This is a genomic window from Phyllobacterium sp. SL163, from assembly GCF_049896885.1.
Classification (GTDB): Bacteria; Pseudomonadota; Alphaproteobacteria; order Rhizobiales; family Rhizobiaceae; genus Phyllobacterium; species Phyllobacterium calauticae.
On the sequence record NZ_JAFCVE010000002.1, the window covers coordinates 43402 to 60867 of the forward strand.

At 60.8% G+C, this 17466-nt stretch carries 22 protein-coding genes; 15 read left to right on the forward strand and 7 right to left on the reverse strand.

The features are described from left to right. Window positions 1-108: 108 nt before the first annotated feature. The 4 genes from ubiE to ACP7B1_RS03780 all read left to right on the forward strand — a co-directional run bounded on the left by ubiE (window position 109) and on the right by ACP7B1_RS03780 (window position 4575). Entirely contained in the window at window positions 109-885 is a 777-nt protein-coding gene (gene ubiE / locus ACP7B1_RS03765) for a bifunctional demethylmenaquinone methyltransferase/2-methoxy-6-polyprenyl-1,4-benzoquinol methylase UbiE (protein WP_346308383.1), read from the forward strand. Window positions 886-893: 8 nt separating this feature from the next. Next, window positions 894-2471 carry a 2-polyprenylphenol 6-hydroxylase gene (gene ubiB / locus ACP7B1_RS03770; protein ID WP_346308384.1) on the forward strand — a complete coding sequence of 526 codons (1578 nt, stop codon included), beginning with the start codon at window positions 894-896 and terminating at the stop codon, window positions 2469-2471. A 66-nt stretch (window positions 2472-2537) separates the two neighbouring features. Continuing rightward, entirely contained in the window at window positions 2538-3932 is a 1395-nt protein-coding gene (gene coaBC / locus ACP7B1_RS03775; RefSeq protein ID WP_346308385.1) for a bifunctional phosphopantothenoylcysteine decarboxylase/phosphopantothenate--cysteine ligase CoaBC, read from the forward strand. 106 nt (window positions 3933-4038) lie between these two features. Then, window positions 4039-4575 (forward strand): GNAT family N-acetyltransferase, encoded by a 537-nt coding sequence (locus tag ACP7B1_RS03780; protein ID WP_223612318.1) that lies wholly within the window; start codon window positions 4039-4041, stop codon window positions 4573-4575. Window positions 4576-4600: 25 nt separating this feature from the next. Here ACP7B1_RS03780 and ACP7B1_RS03785 read toward each other — a convergent pair whose 3' ends face one another. From ACP7B1_RS03785 to ACP7B1_RS03800, 4 genes are all read right to left on the reverse strand, one after another. Continuing rightward, on the reverse strand, window positions 4601-4966 hold the full coding sequence (locus tag ACP7B1_RS03785) for a hypothetical protein (RefSeq protein WP_346308386.1): 366 nt from the start codon (window positions 4964-4966) through the stop codon (window positions 4601-4603). A gap of 53 nt (window positions 4967-5019) precedes the next feature. Then, window positions 5020-5565, reverse strand: coding sequence for an SRPBCC family protein (locus ACP7B1_RS03790; protein ID WP_346308387.1), 546 nt, complete (start codon window positions 5563-5565; stop codon window positions 5020-5022). Between the two features lie 4 nt (window positions 5566-5569). Further along, window positions 5570-5968, reverse strand: a complete 399-nt coding sequence (locus ACP7B1_RS03795; protein ID WP_346308388.1) for a metalloregulator ArsR/SmtB family transcription factor — start codon at window positions 5966-5968, stop codon at window positions 5570-5572. 110 nt (window positions 5969-6078) lie between these two features. Continuing rightward, window positions 6079-7668 carry a peptide chain release factor 3 gene (locus ACP7B1_RS03800; protein WP_223612314.1) on the reverse strand — a complete coding sequence of 530 codons (1590 nt, stop codon included), beginning with the start codon at window positions 7666-7668 and terminating at the stop codon, window positions 6079-6081. Between the two features lie 108 nt (window positions 7669-7776). Between ACP7B1_RS03800 and ACP7B1_RS03805 the strand changes: the two genes are divergently transcribed. Next, a complete protein-coding gene (locus ACP7B1_RS03805; RefSeq protein ID WP_346308389.1) occupies window positions 7777-7941 on the forward strand; it encodes a hypothetical protein in 165 nt (54 codons plus the stop codon). 15 nt (window positions 7942-7956) lie between these two features. Here ACP7B1_RS03805 and ACP7B1_RS03810 read toward each other — a convergent pair whose 3' ends face one another. Further along, the gene (locus tag ACP7B1_RS03810) at window positions 7957-8766 is read right to left on the reverse strand and encodes a class II glutamine amidotransferase (RefSeq protein WP_346308390.1); all 810 of its coding nucleotides are present in this window, start codon (window positions 8764-8766) and stop codon (window positions 7957-7959) included. Window positions 8767-8928: 162 nt separating this feature from the next. Here ACP7B1_RS03810 and dut point away from each other — a divergent pair, with 162 nt between their 5' ends. The 9 genes from dut (at window position 8929) to ACP7B1_RS03855 (ending at window position 14966) form a co-directional block, all read left to right on the forward strand. Beyond that, on the forward strand, window positions 8929-9414 hold the full coding sequence (gene dut, locus ACP7B1_RS03815) for a dUTP diphosphatase (RefSeq protein ID WP_223612312.1): 486 nt from the start codon (window positions 8929-8931) through the stop codon (window positions 9412-9414). Window positions 9415-9429: 15 nt separating this feature from the next. Beyond that, a complete protein-coding gene (locus ACP7B1_RS03820; protein WP_346308391.1) occupies window positions 9430-10248 on the forward strand; it encodes an isocitrate lyase/PEP mutase family protein in 819 nt (272 codons plus the stop codon). A 2-nt stretch (window positions 10249-10250) separates the two neighbouring features. After that, window positions 10251-10907 carry an HAD family hydrolase gene (locus ACP7B1_RS03825; protein WP_346308392.1) on the forward strand — a complete coding sequence of 219 codons (657 nt, stop codon included), beginning with the start codon at window positions 10251-10253 and terminating at the stop codon, window positions 10905-10907. Next, window positions 10907-11911 carry a proline racemase family protein gene (locus ACP7B1_RS03830; RefSeq protein ID WP_346308393.1) on the forward strand — a complete coding sequence of 335 codons (1005 nt, stop codon included), beginning with the start codon at window positions 10907-10909 and terminating at the stop codon, window positions 11909-11911. The genes ACP7B1_RS03825 and ACP7B1_RS03830 overlap by 1 nt, the downstream gene beginning before the upstream one ends. A gap of 12 nt (window positions 11912-11923) precedes the next feature. Next, complete coding sequence (locus ACP7B1_RS03835) at window positions 11924-12313, forward strand: TonB C-terminal domain-containing protein (RefSeq protein ID WP_346308394.1); 390 nt, start codon at window positions 11924-11926, stop codon at window positions 12311-12313. A gap of 94 nt (window positions 12314-12407) precedes the next feature. Continuing rightward, on the forward strand, window positions 12408-13028 hold the full coding sequence (locus tag ACP7B1_RS03840) for a LysE family translocator (protein ID WP_346308395.1): 621 nt from the start codon (window positions 12408-12410) through the stop codon (window positions 13026-13028). A 137-nt stretch (window positions 13029-13165) separates the two neighbouring features. After that, window positions 13166-14140: a cysteine synthase A gene (gene cysK, locus ACP7B1_RS03845; RefSeq protein WP_346308396.1), complete on the forward strand. Its 975-nt coding sequence runs from the start codon at window positions 13166-13168 to the stop codon at window positions 14138-14140. A gap of 152 nt (window positions 14141-14292) precedes the next feature. Next, window positions 14293-14622, forward strand: a complete 330-nt coding sequence (locus ACP7B1_RS03850; protein ID WP_346308397.1) for an NIPSNAP family protein — start codon at window positions 14293-14295, stop codon at window positions 14620-14622. Next, window positions 14619-14966 carry an antibiotic biosynthesis monooxygenase gene (locus ACP7B1_RS03855; RefSeq protein ID WP_346308398.1) on the forward strand — a complete coding sequence of 116 codons (348 nt, stop codon included), beginning with the start codon at window positions 14619-14621 and terminating at the stop codon, window positions 14964-14966. The genes ACP7B1_RS03850 and ACP7B1_RS03855 overlap by 4 nt, the downstream gene beginning before the upstream one ends. On the opposite strand, the gene ACP7B1_RS03860 is transcribed toward ACP7B1_RS03855, so the two are convergent. Next, entirely contained in the window at window positions 14957-15091 is a 135-nt protein-coding gene (locus ACP7B1_RS03860; protein WP_264319104.1) for a hypothetical protein, read from the reverse strand. The two genes, ACP7B1_RS03855 and ACP7B1_RS03860, sit on opposite strands and share 10 nt — an antisense overlap. A gap of 249 nt (window positions 15092-15340) precedes the next feature. Then, entirely contained in the window at window positions 15341-16324 is a 984-nt protein-coding gene (gene mbfA / locus ACP7B1_RS03865; protein WP_346308399.1) for an iron exporter MbfA, read from the reverse strand. A gap of 154 nt (window positions 16325-16478) precedes the next feature. Here mbfA and ACP7B1_RS03870 point away from each other — a divergent pair, with 154 nt between their 5' ends. Next, window positions 16479-17462 (forward strand): threonine/serine dehydratase, encoded by a 984-nt coding sequence (locus ACP7B1_RS03870; protein ID WP_346308403.1) that lies wholly within the window; start codon window positions 16479-16481, stop codon window positions 17460-17462. Window positions 17463-17466: the final 4 nt, after the last annotated feature.

Consider the following 17466-nt stretch of genomic DNA (forward strand, 5'->3'; position numbering starts at 1 on the left):
TCCATTCGACAAAATGTGCAGCGCGTCGCTTCATCGCGCAACAGACAATAGCCTTCTGCGTTTCAATCTTCTATGCTCCGCCCGCAAAAGAGATCAGCAGGTAGCACAATGAGCCAGCAACGCACCGGTGCCCATGGCGGCATGGAAACGTCCTTCGGTTTTCAGGATGTCGGCGACGGAGAAAAGCAGACACGCGTCAATGACGTGTTTCACCGCGTCGCCAAGCGCTACGATGTGATGAACGATCTGATGTCCGGCGGACTGCACCGCGTCTGGAAGGATTCGATGATCGCCTGGCTTGCCCCGTCCAAGACATCGAACTGGAAGACACTCGATGTCGCCGGCGGCACGGGCGATATCGCCTTCCGCATCATCGAGGCTTCGAATCGCAATGCCCACGCCACCGTGCTCGACATCAACGGCTCGATGCTGGGCGTCGGCCGTGATCGCGCGGCGAAAAAAGGCCTTGCCGATAATACCGAGTTTGTTGAAGCCAATGCCGAGGAACTGCCGTTCGAGGATGCCAGCTTCGACGCCTATACCATCGCCTTCGGCATCCGCAACGTGCCGCATATCGACCGCGCTCTGGCGGAAGCCTATCGTGTGCTGAAGCCGGGCGGCCGCTTCCTCTGCCTTGAATTTTCCGAAGTGGAACTGCCGGTTCTCGACAAGATTTACGACGCCTGGTCGTTCAATGCGATTCCGAAAATCGGCAAGGCGGTCACGGGGGATGCGGATTCCTACCAGTATCTGGTGGAATCTATCCGCAAATTCCCCCGCCAGGCGGATTTCGCCGAGATGATCCGCACGGCAGGTTTCGAGCGGGTGAGCTGGCGCAACTTTACCGGCGGTATCGCTGCCCTGCATTCCGGCTGGAAATTGTGACGTTCTGAATGAGTAAGTTTACCGCAACATTTCGCCTGATCCGGGCCGGATGGATCATGACGCGCGAAGGCGTTATTTCCGCACTGCCCGCCGAAGGCCTGAGCGGCCTTCCCGCATTCGGCCACCGCATCGCCGGGCTGCTGGCAAGGCGGCGCGCCCGCACGGCCCGTCGTTCCGAGCGCATGTCGCGCGCCATCAACAAGCTCGGGCCGTCCTACGTCAAGCTGGGCCAGTTCCTGGCGACACGGCCGGATGTGGTCGGCACCGAAGTGGCGGACGATCTGGCGCTGCTGCAGGATCAGCTTGATTTCTTCCCGATGGAAGCGTCGGTCAAGGCCATAGAGGGCTCGCTCGGCCGCCCCGTCGATGATCTCTATGTCAACCTCGGCGAACCCATTGCCGCAGCATCGATTGCGCAGGTTCACCCCGCCTATATCAAAACGGATGGTGAAGACCGCAAGGTCGCCGTCAAGGTTGTCCGGCCGGGCGTGCGCCAGCGCTTCAACAACGATCTGGAAAGCTTCTTCCTCGTGGCAAAGTGGCAGGAGCGCTACGTGCCTGCAACGCGCCGCCTGCGGCCGATCGAAGTGACGCGCACCCTGGCGCAGACGACGCGGATCGAGATGGATCTGCGGCTGGAAGCGGCTGCGCTTTCGGAAATCGGCGAAAACACCAAGAACGATCCGGGCTTCCGCGTGCCAACCGTTGATTGGGAGCGCACGGGGCGCGATGTGCTGACGCTCGAATGGATCGACGGCATCAAGATGTCGGATATCGATGGCCTGCGCGCTGCCGGTCATAATCTTGTCGGCCTTGCCGAAACACTGATCCAGTCCTTCCTGCGCCATACATTGCGCGATGGCTTCTTTCATGCCGACATGCATCCCGGCAACATGTTCGTCGATGATCGCGGGCACATCGTTGCCGTGGACTTCGGCATCACCGGGCGGCTCGGCAAGAAGGAGCGGCGGTTTCTCGCGGAAATCCTCTACGGCTTCATCACGCGTGACTATGTCCGTGTCGCCGAGGTGCATTTCGAGGCGGGCTATGTGCCGCATCACCATGATGTGGCGAGCTTTGCCCAGGCCATCCGCGCCATTGGCGAACCCATCCATGGCCAGCCCGCCGAAACCATTTCCATGGCCAAGCTCCTGACCCTGCTGTTCGAGGTCACCGAGCTTTTCGATATGGAGACCCGGCCGGAACTGGTCATGCTGCAAAAGACCATGGTGGTGGTGGAAGGCGTCTCCCGCACGCTCGATCCGCATTTCAACATGTGGAAAGCATCCGAACCTGTCGTGGGCGACTGGATCCGCCGCAATCTCGGCCCGCAGGGAATTCTTGCCGATGCGCGTGAGGGCGTCGGCGCCCTGCTGCATCTCGCCCGTCAGGCGCCCGAGCTCGTTGCACGGGCCGACCGCCTGTCGAAAGAGATGGACCGGATGGCGGAGCAGGGTTTCCGCTTCGATGACGAGACGGCAAAGGCCATCGGCAAGGCGGAGGCGCGGCATACCCGCTCCGGCCGCGTTGCCCTATGGGTGATTGCAATCTGTCTGGTTGTCATCACTTACACCCTTCTTTTCTGAGCTCAATTGCGTTAATGTGATTGCAATGATTGCATTTTATGCAGTCTTTGTTCTCGGAGTGCAATCATGGCGAGCATAACCATCCGCAATCTCGATGATGCGACCAAGGAAAAGCTGCGGCTGCGCGCCGCCGCCCACGGCCGGTCGATGGAAGAGGAGGTGCGCCTCCTGCTTGCGGCGCTGGATGTGCATGCCGGTTCTTCCATCACCCAGGTCTCGGCACCTTCATCAGCGTTGGCTACCGGACCGCTTGCGGGGCGGCATATTCTTCTCATCATCGGCGGCGGCATTGCCGCCTATAAATGTCTCGACCTCATCCGCCGCTTGCGCGAGCGCGGTGCGCATGTGCGCCCGGTGCTGACGAAGGCAGCGGAAGAGTTTGTCACGCCCCTATCCGTCGGTGCGCTGGCCGCGGACAAGGTCTTTACCGATCTGTTCTCCCGCGAGGATGAGCACGATGTCGGGCATATCCGCCTGTCGCGCGAAGCGGATCTCATTGTTGTGGCTCCGGCAACGGCGGATCTCATGGCAAAAATGGCGGGCGGTCTGGCCAACGATCTCGCCTCGGCGGTACTGCTGGCAACCGACAAGCCCGTCCTGATTGCACCGGCCATGAACCCGAGAATGTGGAATCATCCCGCAACCCGGCGCAACCGGGAAACCCTTGCCAATGATGGCATCCGCTTTGTCGGGCCGAACAGCGGCGAGATGGCCGAAAGCGGCGAGGCGGGTGCCGGGCGCATGGCTGAGCCTTTGGAGATCGTCGCCGCGATTGAAAAGTGTCTCGACAAAGGGCCGAAGCCGCTCGCCGGAAAAACCATTGTCATGACGTCGGGTCCGACACACGAGCCCATCGATCCCGTGCGCTATATCGCCAATCGTTCTTCCGGCAAGCAGGGACATGCCATCGCCGCCGCGCTGGCGCGGCTGGGTGCAACGGTGCATCTGGTCTCCGGGCCGGTGACCATCGCCGACCCCGAGGGCGTGTCGGTCACCCACGTGGAATCCGCGCGCGACATGCGCGATGCCGTGGAACGGTTGCTGCCCGCCGATGCGGCCATCATGGTTGCGGCCGTCGCCGACTGGCGCACGGCAAACGAAGCGGGCGAAAAGATCAAGAAGCAGCCGGGTGCGGCGGCCCCAGCCCTGCAGATGGTGGAAAACCCCGATATTCTCGCCGGGGTCGGGCACAGCAAGCAGCGCCCGCGCCTCGTGGTGGGGTTTGCTGCGGAGACTCAGGACCTGCTCGCCAATGCACGCAAGAAGCTCGACAAGAAGGGCGCCGACTGGATTGTTGCCAACGATGTCAGCCACGCCACCGGCGTGATGGGCGGCGACCGCAATGCCGTGCGCATTGTCACGCGTTCCGGTGTCGAAGAGTGGCCCGATATGAGCAAGGAAGAGGTGGCGGAACGGCTGGCCGCCCGGATCGCTGCCGCCTTGCAGACGATCGAAGTGTGATGCCGGAATACCAGTAAGGTAAGCACATGCTTACGCGATAAGCCGTTTGACTTGATGCACAATAATCTCCAGAAAACCCAATATCATTGCTGAAGACGGAATCCCCATGACCGCCACCACCACGCCTATCGTTGAAACCGAACGCCTCATTCTGCGCGCACACAGGCTGGACGATTTTGAAGCGCTGCACAGCCTGTGGACGCAACCGGCGGTTTATGAATTCATTTCGGGCAAGCCATCGACCCGCGAGGCTTCCTGGGGCCGATTGCTTAAATATGCCGGTCTCTGGACCTTGAACGGCTATGGATTCTGGGCGGTCGAGGACAAGGCCACGGGCCGCTATGTCGGCGATATCGGCTTTGCCAATTTCCTGCGTGATATCGAACCGCCCTTTGGCGACACGCCGGAGATGGGCTGGGTCCTCGCGCCGGAAATCCACGGCAAGGGCTATGCCAGTGAAGCGCTTGCGGCGGCTGCGGCGTGGGGCGACGGTTTTTTCAGGCAGGACCGAGCCCTGTGCATCATTTCGCCGGAAAACACCGCTTCGCTCCGGGTGGCGGAAAAGACCGGCTTCGCCCGGATTGGCACGGCCGATTATACCGGCGAGACGGTCCTGTTGCTCGAGCGCAGGTTCAAACGCTGATTGGGCAGTAGTCGCCGGTCAGCGCTTACCACCCTTCACCCTTCTGCGATATGTGGTGAACGATCTGGCAGGGACTGGCAATCCAGAAATCCCGGTGGCCCTCCGGCAGCGCCTCGATTGCGTCGCAGCGGACAACGCCGGCAGCGTTCAGGTGTGCCGCCGCCGCACCGGCATCGTCCGCAGCAATTTCCAGCCACAGTTCCGCCTGGCTCATGCCGGGCACCCGGTCGATCCACAGCTGGTTCGAGCCGAAATGGAACCCGACATGGGGAGGGTGGTTGTCGAGGGGTTTCAGGCCGATCACATCGCGGTAGAAGGCGACCGTTGCCTCATACTGGTGCGGCGGAACTTTCATGGCGATGTTGTGGTTGCCTTCATAGCGCGGTTTCATGCGAGGTCATCCTTCCGGGAATGTGGTGCGCCAGCATTGACGCAGTGAAAATGTCACGCGGGCAGCGCCCTGTCATATTCAGCCTCGAGGTGCTCCAGCTTCGCCCAGAAATCGGCAGTTTCGGCCCCGTTCAGCACGTTGATCAGCACGCTCAGATGCGTGTGCCAGCCGCTGGCGACGCTGACCATGGCGCCATGATCGGCGAGACGGCTGTGGGTGAGGGTCAGCAGGGTGTCGTCGCCGGCCGCCTGCAGTTCAAAACTCACCTCCGATGCCGTGCCATTGCCCTCTTCCCATGTGAAGGACAGGTATGTCGGCGGCTCGCAGCGTATGACCTTCCCGATATTCCGGTGGCCTTCATATTTCCGGTACTTTTCCGGGGTGGGCGCGGTGGACAATTCGGAATGGCGGAAGGTCAGTTCCACCGGTCCGCCGGCATGGCCCGCCATCGGCCCCTTGGCGAGCCATTTTCCGCGCTTTTCCGCGTCGGTGAGATAGGCCCATACGCGTTCCACCGGACCGGGAAGCAGCCGTTCGATGCGTACGGTGCGCGGGGCTGTTGCAATGCCAAGCTGGTCGTTTCCCTGATGCAGGCTCATCGTTCTACTCCTTGGTATCCGGTTTGGATTTGGGGGCCTTGCGGGCCGCGTGTTTCGCTGTGTCGGCAAGCGCACGGTCCTCCGCGCGCAGAATATCTTCCAGATTGTCGAGCCGTTCCTGCCAGAACTGCTCGTAATAGCGCAGCCATTCCTGCGCTTCGGCCAGCCGGGCCGCCTGCAGGGCGCAGATGTGGGTCCGGCCCTGCACGTGCCGCCGCACCAGCCCGGCCGCTTCGAGCACCTTGATGTGCTTGGATGCGCCGGCGAGCGACATGTTGAACGGCGTTGCCAGTTCGCTGACGGTGCGCTCGCTGGTCGACAGCCGGTGCAGCATGGCTCTCCGCGTCGGGTCGGAGAGGGCATGGAAAACGGCGTCGAGCGTGGGTGTGCTATATTCAACCATAAGGTTTAATATAGTTATGCGATTTCAATTGTCAACCATTTGGTTGAATAAATGCGCGAGGCCGATCAAGGCGACGAACAGCGGTCAGTCTGGTTGAAGGGCAGGCGGGCTCAGGCGGCTTTTTCGCGGACCTGATAATCCTTGATCGCGGCGAAGCGGATAGCCTTCCAGCGCTCGGCTTCATAGGACAGCGAGAAGGAATTCTGCGCCAGGAACACCGGATCATTGTCGAGATCGTGGGCGATATCGGCCCGGTGCGCGTTGATGAAGCGCTGCAGCTCCGCCGGGTCATCGGCCGAGATCCAGCGCGCAATGGTGAAGCGTGCCGGCTCGAAGCCGACGGGAAGCGTGTATTCGACTTTCAGCCGCTCGGTCAGGACGTCGATCTGCAGGGCGCCGACCACGCCGACGATGGCGGGCGAACCGTCATCGGGCAGGAACAACTGGACGACGCCTTCTTCCGCCATCTGTTGCAGCGCCTCGCGCAGCTTCTTTGCCTTCATCGCATCGTCGAGCCGCACGCGGCGCAGGATTTCAGGGGCAAAGTTCGGCACGCCGCGGAACAGGATGTCTTCGCCTTCCGTCAGCGTGTCGCCGATGCGCAAGGTGCCATGGTTGGGAATGCCCACCACATCGCCGGCCCAGGCTTCGTCAGCAATCTGGCGGCTGCGGGCGAAGAAGAACTGCGGTGCCGACAGGCTCATCGGCTTGCCGGTGCGTACCAGCTTGGCTTTCATGCCGCGTGACAGTTTGCCGGAGCAGACGCGCAGGAAGGCGATGCGGTCGCGATGGTTCGGGTCCATGTTGGCCTGGATCTTGAAGACAAATCCGGTCATCTTGTCTTCGGTCGCTTCAACGCGGCGGATATCGGCATCCTGCGCGCGCGGGCTCGGCCCGAAATCGCAGAAGGCTTCGATCAGATCGCGCACGCCGTAATTGCGCAGCGCCGAACCGAAATAGACCGGCGTCATATGGCCTTCGCGGAATGATTGCAGATCGAAGGGATTGCAGGCATCGCGCGCCAGGGTCACCTCGTCGATCCACGCCTGGCGTTCGTTCTCGGGCAGCAGGCCGGAGGCACCGGCGGCTTCCGGTCCGTTGACCGGTGTCGGCTTTTCCTCTTCATCGCGGCGCCGCACGGTATTGTCCTGCAGGTTGTAGGTGCCGGCAAAGCTCTTGCCGCGTCCGATCGGCCAGGTGATCGGGGCGGTGTCGAGCGCCAGTTTCTGCTCGATTTCGTCGAGGATTTCGTAGGGGTCGCGGCTTTCCCGGTCCATCTTGTTGACGAAGGTGACGATCGGAATATCGCGCATGCGGCAGACTTCGAAGAGTTTCAGCGTCCGCGCCTCGATACCCTTGGCGGCGTCGATGACCATGACGGCGCTGTCGACGGCGGTGAGCGTGCGGTAGGTGTCGTCGGCGAAATCTTCGTGGCCGGGCGTATCCAGAAGGTTGAAGATGCAGTCCTTGTACTCGAAGGTCATCACCGAGGTGACGACCGAGATGCCGCGATCCCGTTCGATGTTCATCCAGTCGGAGCGTGTCTGGATACGGTCCTTCTTGGCCTTGACCTCGCCGGCAAGCTGGATCGCTCCGCCGAACAGCAGCAGCTTTTCGGTCAGCGTGGTTTTACCGGCGTCCGGGTGCGCGATGATCGCAAACGTACGGCGTTTCGAAACGGGATGGTCGGCAGAAGACATGAAGCGGCTCAAATTTCTTAATCGTAGGGTTGCGCGCCTTCTATCAGCCGGAGGCCTTGCCGTCGACTGTCAATTCCAAGGCGCCTTCTACGAAGGTTGTATCACGGCGTGATACATTATACGGCGCTGCGGCTGGGAAAATATTTCAACACGTCCGCAGAGTTCTGGCTGAACATGCAGATGTCCTACGATCTCAAGATCGAAACCCGCGACAAGCGGACTGAAATCGACAGGATCGTCGCGCTCAAGCGCAAAGCCGACAAAGCGGCGTAGTCAAAATTTTGAAATTTACACTTTCTCCAGCACCGGCCCGGATTTTTCCTGTGCCATGAACGGCTCGATGGCGATGCGCTTGCTGTTCTTGACGGTCACGAAACTGTTCGGCGGCACCGGCATCCAGTTTTCCGCTTCTCCGTCCAGCGGTTCCGAGACGACGCACAGGCCGGAGCTCGGTGCGAGCGTCGCCGTATAGAGCGTCGGGGCAAAGCGGTCGGTGGCGTAGCGCACTGCGTAGAGCTGTGTCCCGTCGGAAAATGCCGCGGTCAGCCGGATGAAGGGCGGCACGCCGGCGCGCTCCGCCTCGGCGGTGATGACATTGACCGTTTCAACGAGAGACTGCGCCGGGTCCTTGTCCAGGCCGTGCTGCAGCATCAGCAAGAAAATCAGCTCCGAATCCGTCGATCCCAGCTTCTGCACATAGAGCGCATCGTCGAGCTTGGCTTCCAGCCCGCGCCGCAGCCGGTCGAAATGGCCGATCTGTCCGTTGTGCATGAAACTCCATTGGCCCGAGACGAACGGATGGCAATTGGTCCGGCTGGTCGAGCCGCCGGTGGAGGCGCGCACATGGGCGAGAAACAGGTGCGACCGGATTTGCCGCGACAGGCTCTTCAGGTTCTGGTCGGACCAGGCAGGGAGAATATCGCGGTAAAGGCCGGGTTCCGGCCGCTCGCCATACCAGGCAACGCCGAAACCATCGCCATTGGTGCGGGTCTTGGCCTCGTGCGCATCATGGCTCTGGGCGATCAGCGAATGGCAGGGCGAAGCAATGACATCTTCGAGATAAAGCTGAGGTCCGAGATAGGCTGCCCATCGACACATGATTCACCCGATTCACTCTTGATCCGACTGACAATAGCGCGTCGCGCGGCGCTTGGGAATCGTCAGGTTCAGCCACTGCTAGAAAGAGATTGTGTGCAAACAATGATCCGGACAAATCTTGTGAGTTGACCAATCCGGCGGACTGGTGAAAAAGGTGATCTCATGTCTCAATCATCCGATTCCGCACGTCACGTGCATCCCGCTCTCGGTCTTGTCCGGTTGCCGCATGGGCGGGACCTCGATTTGCCCGCCTATGAAACCCCCGGCTCGGCCGGAATGGACCTGCGCGCCGCAGTGCCTGAGGACCGTCCGCTGCTGCTTTTGCCCGGCCGCCGCGCCCTGGTGCCAACCGGCCTCGTCTTCGAAATCCCGCAAGGCTATGAAGCGCAGGTAAGGCCGCGTTCCGGCCTTGCCCTCAAGCACGGAATTACCTGCCTCAACACACCGGGGACCATTGATTCCGACTACCGGGGTGAGGTAAAAGTAATCCTGATCAATCTTGGAGATGACGACTTCTACGTCGAGCGTGGCATGCGCATCGCGCAGGTCGTGCTGGCGCCGGTCGTGCAGCTCGAGGTTGAAGAACGGCAGCATGCCAGCGAAACGGCACGCGGTGCCGGAGGGTTCGGGTCAACGGGCACGTCGTAATCGCGGGAGGATAGCATGGACAAGGGCAAGGTTTTCCGTCAGCTGCATCAGGGACCGGAAATTCTGTTGATGCCCAATCCATGGGATCCCGGCACGACCCGGTTCCTCGCGTCGCTCGGCTTCAAGGCGCTGGCCACCAGCAGCGCCGGGTTTGCCTTTTCGCGCGCTCTGCCCGATGGCGGCGTTGCCTTCGATGTCATGATGCAGCATTGCCGCGATCTTGTGGCAGCAACGGATCTGCCCATTTCCGGCGATCTGGAAAAGGGCAAGGGTGACAGCGCCGACAGCGCCGGTGAGACCATCTTCGCCGCCGAAGCCGCCGGTCTTGCCGGCTGCTCCATCGAGGATTTCTCCGGCGATGCGGACAAGCCGATCTATGATTTCGACCATGCGGTCGAGCGTGTCTACGCGGCGGCGGAAGCCGCACGGGCGCTGAAGAGCGATTTCGTCTTCACGGCGCGTGCCGAGAATTTCCTGCATGGCCGTGCCGATCTCGATGACACGATCAAGCGGTTGCAGGCATTTGAACGGGCCGGTGCCGATGTGCTTTTTGCGCCCGGCATTTCCGATCTCGAGAGCATCCGCACGATCTGTGCCTCCGTGTCGAAGCCGGTCAATGTCCTCGCGCCGGCATCATTGAGCGTCAGCACGCTGAAATCCGTCGGTGTGCGCCGCGTTTCGCTCGGGCCGCGGCTGACCACCGCCGCCTTCACCGCCATTCGCGATGCGGCCCGCGAAGTGCTCGACAAGGGCACGTTCGAATTCTCAAAAACCGGCGTGACGTTCGGGGAGCTGCAAAAGCTCTACGCGCAGGACGCAGACAAGGAAGATTAAGCATGACTCGCCCCGATCTGGTGATTTTCGACTGTGACGGGGTCCTGGTCGATACCGAAGCCCTTGCCAATCAGCATCTGATCAAGATGCTCAATGCCGCGGGCTATCCCATCACCTTCGATGAGGCGCGCAAGAACCTCTGCGGCATGCCGATGCGCGCGGTGAAGGAGAAGGTGGAGGCGCAAGGCTATTCCCTTGGCGACGATTTTGTCGAGCGCTGGTATCAGGCCATTCCCGTCATTTTTGAAAACGGCGTCGACGCCATTCCGCACATCGAAACGGTCATCGATGCGGTGAAGGAAGCGCAACTGTCCTATTGCGTGGCCTCCTCCGCCAATGTGGAAAAAATGCACCTGACGCTGGGGAAAACCGGGCTGATCGGCCATTTCCATGATGTGCTGTACAGTGCATCCATGGTGGCGCGCGGCAAGCCGTTCCCCGATCTCTTCCTGCATGCGGCCAGGGAAATGGGCTTCGAGCCGTCCCGCTCCGTGGTGATCGAGGACAGCGTGGCGGGAACAACGGCGGGAACGGCGGCCGGCATGCGGGTGTTTTCCTATTGCGGCGATGCGCATGCCGACCATGAAGGTCTCGTCGCGGCGGGCGGTATCCTCTTCGACGACATGCGCAAGCTGCCTGCGCTTCTGGGCATCGCCTGATGGCCGCGCCGCTCAGCGTCATCGACATGCACACCGGCGGCGAGCCCCTGCGCATCATCACCGGCGGCTATCCCGTCCTGCCGAAAGGCACGATCCTGGAGAAGCGCGCCTATGTCCGGGACAATCTCGACCATCTCCGCAAAATCCTGATGTTCGAGCCGCGCGGCCATTTCGACATGTATGGCGCGCTGCTGGTCGAACCGAACCTGCCCGGCGCCGATCTTGCAGTGCTGTTCATGCACAATGAGGGCTATTCGACGATGTGCGGCCACGCCATCATCGCGCTTGGCCGCTATGCCATCGATTATGGCCTTGTTGAGAAGGTCGAGCCGGTTACGACGGTCCGCATCGAATGCCCCTGCGGCATGGTGGTGGCCTCCGTCGAGGTGAAAGACGGCAAGTCCGCCAGCGTCTCCTTCGAAAGCGTCCCGGCCTTTCTGTTTGCCGGGGACCGGACCATCCATCTGCCGCCCTATGGCGACATAACGTTCGACGTGGCCTATGGCGGCGCCTATTACGCGCTCGCCCATTGCAGCCAGTTCGGCCTTGAATTCGGCCGCGATCCCGCGCGCAAATTCATCGAGGCGGCAACATTGCTCACCGAAGCGGTGAAGGACGCCGTGCCGCTGGCGCACCCGGATCACAGCGACCTTGCCTTCCTCTATGGTTCCATCCTCACCGACGGTCTCGACGGCTGGTCGGAAGCGCCGACAAGGAATGTCTGCATTTTCGCCGATGCGCAGCTCGACCGCTCGCCGACGGGGTCGGGTGTGACCGCGCGGCTGGCTGCCATGCACGCCAAGGGCCAGATTCATGCTACCGAAGCGCGGATTTTCGAAAGCATTGTCGGTTCGCGCTTTGCCGGGGCTGTCGCCTCGCTCACCAGGGCGGGACCCTTCGACGCCATCACGGCGCGTGTCTCCGGCCACGCCTATTACAGCGGCAAGGCGGAGTTCATCGTTGAAGACGATGATCCGCTCGGACAGGGGTTTCTGGTTCTCTAGAGGGAAGTGACCATGTTCGGGAGGATTGCAGGCGCGGTGTGTTTTTCGCTTTTGATGGCATCCGTGCCGGTTCGTGCCGAGGACAAGAAGCCGGTTGATTCGCGTTTTGCCGCAATCGTCAAAGAACTTAGGACCAGTGTGCAAGCTTGCTGGAACAAACCCGATATGAACAAGGACGATAAGTCCGTCGTCACAGTGATAATTCGGTTGGCAAAAGATGGCACCATCATTGGCAAGCCAGAAATTCAGAGCCGATCTAAGGATAAGGCTTTCAGCCTGTTAGCCGAAAGTGCGGTTCGTGCGGTTACTCGCTGTGCGCCGTATTCTGCCGTTGTAGAAAACCCTGACTTCTACGAGTATTTGAAGGTGATTTACATGAGTTTTTACAATCCGGCCCTCTGAGTGACGCCTTCAAAGCACAAACATTCAAACCCGATTGCCAGTGCGGAAAATCGGCGTATTGTCCCGCCGCACAGACTTCACGCAGAGAGTGATCATGACACTTGCCGGTTTCATCGCCTATTCGGGCGCCCTTGCCATTGCCGCCGCCATTCCCGGGCCCGGTCTCACCGCCCTCATCGCGCGGGCGCTCGGCTCCGGTTTCCGCTCGGCCCTGTTCATGTCGCTCGGCCTCGTCCTCGGCGATCTGACCTATCTGACGGCCGTGGTGCTCGGCCTTTCCATGGTGGCGCAGACGTTCGGAACACTGTTTCTGCTGATCAAATGGGCGGGTGTGGCCTATCTCGCCTATCTCGCCTGGAGTTTCTGGACCGCGGGAATTTCCGCTGAAAAGATTGAAGCCAGGCGCGGCAGCGGCGGGGCTCTCGCCAGCGTGCTTTCCGGGCTTGCGGTTACCCTCGGCAATCCGAAGACCATGATCTTCTATATCGCTCTGACGCCGACGCTGATCGATCTGCACGCCATCACCCCGGCCGATTATGCCCTGCTCGCCTGCGTAACGGTTGTGACGCTGCTTGTCGTGCTGGTGCCCTATCTCGCGCTTGCATCCAAGGCACGCTGGTTCCTGCAATCGCCGCGCGCGCTGAAACGGCTGAACCGCACCGCCGCCGCATTCATGGCGGGCGCTGCACTTGCCATCGCCGGGCGGGCATCCTGACCGTAGAATTTTATTCTAAGGCTGTAGGTATATTGGCATGAAATTCCTGTGATCGGGCTGTTTATGCATAGGCTCGACTATGAATTTTCAAGCTCGCGCCATAAGATGGCTGTCACAGCAATTGAGGGAGCATTTCCATGAGCACGAGTGATGCGCGCAAGCCCGGCCGCGGCCGTATCTACAATTCCATTGTCGATACCATCGGCGATACGCCGATTATCCGTCTTGATAAGCTGGCAAAGGATCAGGGTGTCGAAGCCAATCTGTTGGCCAAGCTCGAATTCTTCAATCCGATTGCCAGTGTCAAGGATCGCATCGGCGTCGCGCTGATCGAATCGCTGGAAGCACAGGGCAAGGCGACGCCGGGCAAGACGACATTCGTTGAGCCGACCTCCGGCAATACCGGTATCGCGCTGGCGTTTGCCGCCGCCGCCAAGGGCTACCGCCTCATCCTCACCATGCCGGAAACCATGTCGGTCGAGCGCCGCAAGATGCTCAAGCTGCTCGGTGCCGAACTGGTTCTGACCGAGGGCGCCAAGGGTATGAAGGGCGCCATCGCCAAGGCCAATGAACTGGTGGAAACCACGCCCGATGCGGTCATTCCCGGCCAGTTCGACAATCCGGCCAACCCCGAGATTCACCGCAGGACCACCGCCGAGGAAATCTGGAACGATACGGACGGCAAGGTCGATATCTTTGTGTCCGGCATCGGCACCGGCGGCACCATCACCGGTGTCGGCCAGGTCCTGAAGCAGCGCAAGCCGGACGTGCGCATCGTTGCGGTCGAGCCGAAGGATTCGCCGGTTCTATCAGGCGGCAATCCCGGCCCGCACAAGATCCAGGGCATCGGTGCCGGTTTCGCGCCGCAGGTGCTCGACACGCACATCTATGACGAGGTCATTCAGGTCTCCAATGAGGATGCCTTCACCTATGCCCGCCTGGTGGCCAAGCTCGAAGGCGTGCCGGTCGGCATTTCCTCCGGCGCCGCGCTCACGGCGGCTATCGAGCTCGGCAAGCGTCCGGAAAACAAGGGCAAGAATATCGTCGTGATCATTCCGTCTTTTGCTGAACGGTATTTGTCGACGGCACTCTTCGACGGTCTCGACGCCTGATAGTACCGATACTGTTCTGCAACCAGCCCCGCCGCGCGCCAAACGCCCGGCGGGGCGGATTGTTTTGCGGCCGCGATAGTTCGGCCGTGATCGAAGCATCGGATCATCCGGCTGCTCTAAAACAGGCCAATCCACACGAAGGAGCGGCCGTTATGAGCATCACCTGCATTATCAAATATGAAATCGACCCCTACCAGAAGGATGCATTCGAGCACTATGCACGTACCTGGAACGAGGCGATCCCGCGCTGCGGCGCCGACCTGATCGGCTATTTCGCCCCGCATGAGGGGTCGGCCACATTGGCCTACGGGATTTACAACATCGAAGATCTGGCGGCCTATGAGGCGTACCGCGCAAAATTGATGGCCGATCCGCTGGGCCGCGCCAATTACGAATTTTCGCGCGAACGGAAATTCATCCGCCGCGAGGACCGCACGTTCCTGCGCCGGGTTACTGGAAACAATGGGGAATTGATCCGATGATTGCTGTGATTTTCGAAGTGGAGCCGAGGGAAGGCCACGAGAAAGATTATTTCGAGCGGGCGGCGAATTTGCGCCCGCTTCTGGAAAAGATGGACGGCTTCATTTCCGTCGAACGGTTCCGCGGTCTTGCCAACGAGAACCGTTATCTCTCCCTGTCGTTCTGGCGCGACGAAGCCTCAGTTGCGGCTTGGCGCCAGACCGAGGAACATCGCGCTGCCCAGAGCGCTGGCCGCGCCGAAATCTTTGCCGATTACCGGCTGCGGATTGCGGCTGTTATGCGTGACTATGGCTTGCGAGCCCGTGATGAGGCTCCGTCTGACGCGCGCGTTTACCATCACGCCTGACCGTGGTTGCGCTGTGCACAGGCGGGGCCGGGGCCGCGCATGTAATGGCGTTCCGGCCGGTAGGACGGTGCAATGAATTCACGGACGACGCGAAGCGTATCGCGCAGTTGAACGAGCATGGTCATATCTTCATTTCCTGAATCTCGATCGCCCGAAAAAATCGGTTAGCGATCATTTAGCTAAAATTTAACCGATAAATATGAACGCTTGCTGAATACCGATGGTTAAGGCCCGGTGAATTCATGGAAAATTAGCTTTAACACCTGAGGCAGGCCGTAATTTCCCGGTTGAAAAGCTAAAAAGAAACCCGGTGTTAACCACCGGGTTTTGTCAATTCTGATTCGCCGCCAAGACACGTTTACACAAGCCGGTCGTCACGCATTGCCGATGAGAATGCCCGTGGCCAGGACGAGGCTGCCGCCCAGCACCACCTGTATCGCCGCGCGGAAGAACGGCGTTTCCATATATTTGTGCTGGATATAGGCAATCGCCCAAAGCTCGACGAAAACCACCAGTGCGGCGATCGTCGTGGCCGTCCAGAAATCTGGGATCAGGTAGGGCAGGGCATGGCCCAGGCCGCCGATTGCCGTCATCAGGCCGTTGGCGAGGCCGCGCTTCAACGGCGATCCTCGCCCGGACAGTTTGCCGTCATCATGGGCGGCTTCCGTGAAGCCCATCGAGATGCCGGCACCGAGCGAGGCGGAGAGGCCGACGAGAAATGTCTGCCAGGTGTCCTGGGTTGCGAAGGCCGCCGCAAAAATCGGCGCAAGCGTCGAGACGGAGCCGTCCATCAGCCCCGCCAGCCCAGGCTGGACATAGGTGAGCAGGAACTGGCGTTTTTCCGTCAGTTTCTCGTCCTGTTGCACCGCATCGGGCGTGTGCTGTTCGCCCAGCCGGTGCGCCAGCGATTCGTGGGTTTTCTCGGCAATGGCAAGATCCCCGAGCAGTTTGCGCGTCGAGGCATCGCTGACCAGTTTTACCGCTTCCGTGTAGAAGCGGTAGGCCTGCTCCTCCATTTTCTCCGCCATCTCGCGCACCTTGTCGATGCCGAGCGGCCGCACCAGCCAGTCCGGCTTGCGCTCGAGATAGCCGCGCACATGTTCGCGCCGGATCAGCGGAATGCGGTCGCCGAAGCGCGCGCGGTGCATGTCGATGAGCACCTGCCGGTGCAGGTTCTCCTCCTCCGCCATATCCTCGAAGACTTTGGCGCTCTGCGGGAAATCGTCCCGCAGCCCGTCGGCATAGGCAAGGTAGATCCGCGCATCGTCTTCTTCCGATGAAATGGCGAGCGCGAGGAGCTGCTGTTCCGACAATTCGTTGAGTTCGTGGCGGCGGGGACCGAAAAAGCGGCTGAGCATGGCACTGTCCTAATTTAGAATAATTCTAAACTATAGAAAGCAGGCGTGCTTTTCAAGAGGGCGCCCGGGACAATGATGACAATGATTTGGATGCCGAAACGCCGCGCCGGTGCTATGAATGGCCAGACCCGCCCATTCTTTAGCCGAGGACATGATGAACGCGTTCGCCATTGCCAATACCGATATCGTCGATGCCGCCATCCGGCTCAAAGGCCAGCTTGTCGCCACCCGGCTGATCGAGTCGGAAGCGCTCAATGCCAAATATGGCGCACGCATCCTGTTCAAGCCGGAATGCCTGCAGCGGACCGGCTCGTTCAAGTTCCGCGGCGCCTACAACCGCATCAGCCAGATGACGGCGGACGAGCGCAAGCGTGGCATCGTCGCCTTTTCCTCCGGCAACCATGCGCAGGGCGTGGCAAGCTCCGCCCAGCTTTTCGGCATCAAGGCTGTCATCATCATGCCGTCCGATGCGCCGCAGTTGAAAATTGCCAATACACGGTCCTACGGAGCGGATGTCGTTCTCTATGACCGTTACAAGCAGAGCCGGGAGGAGATCGCGGCTGAGTATATCAACGGGCGTGGCATGATCCTGGTGCCACCCTATGACGATCCCGCGATCATGGCCGGGCAGGGCACGATCGGCATCGAGCTGATCGACGAGGCGGAGGAACGCGGCATTGTCTTCGACGACCTGTTCGTGCCGAGCGGTGGCGGCGGGCTGATCAGCGGCATTTCCGTTGCCGTCAAGGCACGTTCCCCGCACACCCGCATCTGGGGTGTCGAGCCCGATCATTTCGACGATCTGCGCCGGTCGCTGGCGGCCGGCAGGCAGGTTGCCAACGAGCCGGGCTACCGCTCGATCTGCGATGCGATCCTGACCCAGCAGCCGGGTGACCTGACCTTCCCGATCAACAAGCAGAACCTGGCGGGCGGCGTCGCGGTTTCCGATAAAGCGGTTGCTGCTGCCATGCGCGATGCGGCGACCTATCTCAAGGTGATTGTCGAGCCCGGCGGCTGCGTCGGCCTTGCCGGCGTGGCGGCACGGGCAGACGCGCTGCAAGGCAAGACGGTTGCCGTGGTCCTGTCAGGTGGCAATGTGGACCTGGATATCTATGGCGGGCTGATCGCCGCGGCCTAGGGGC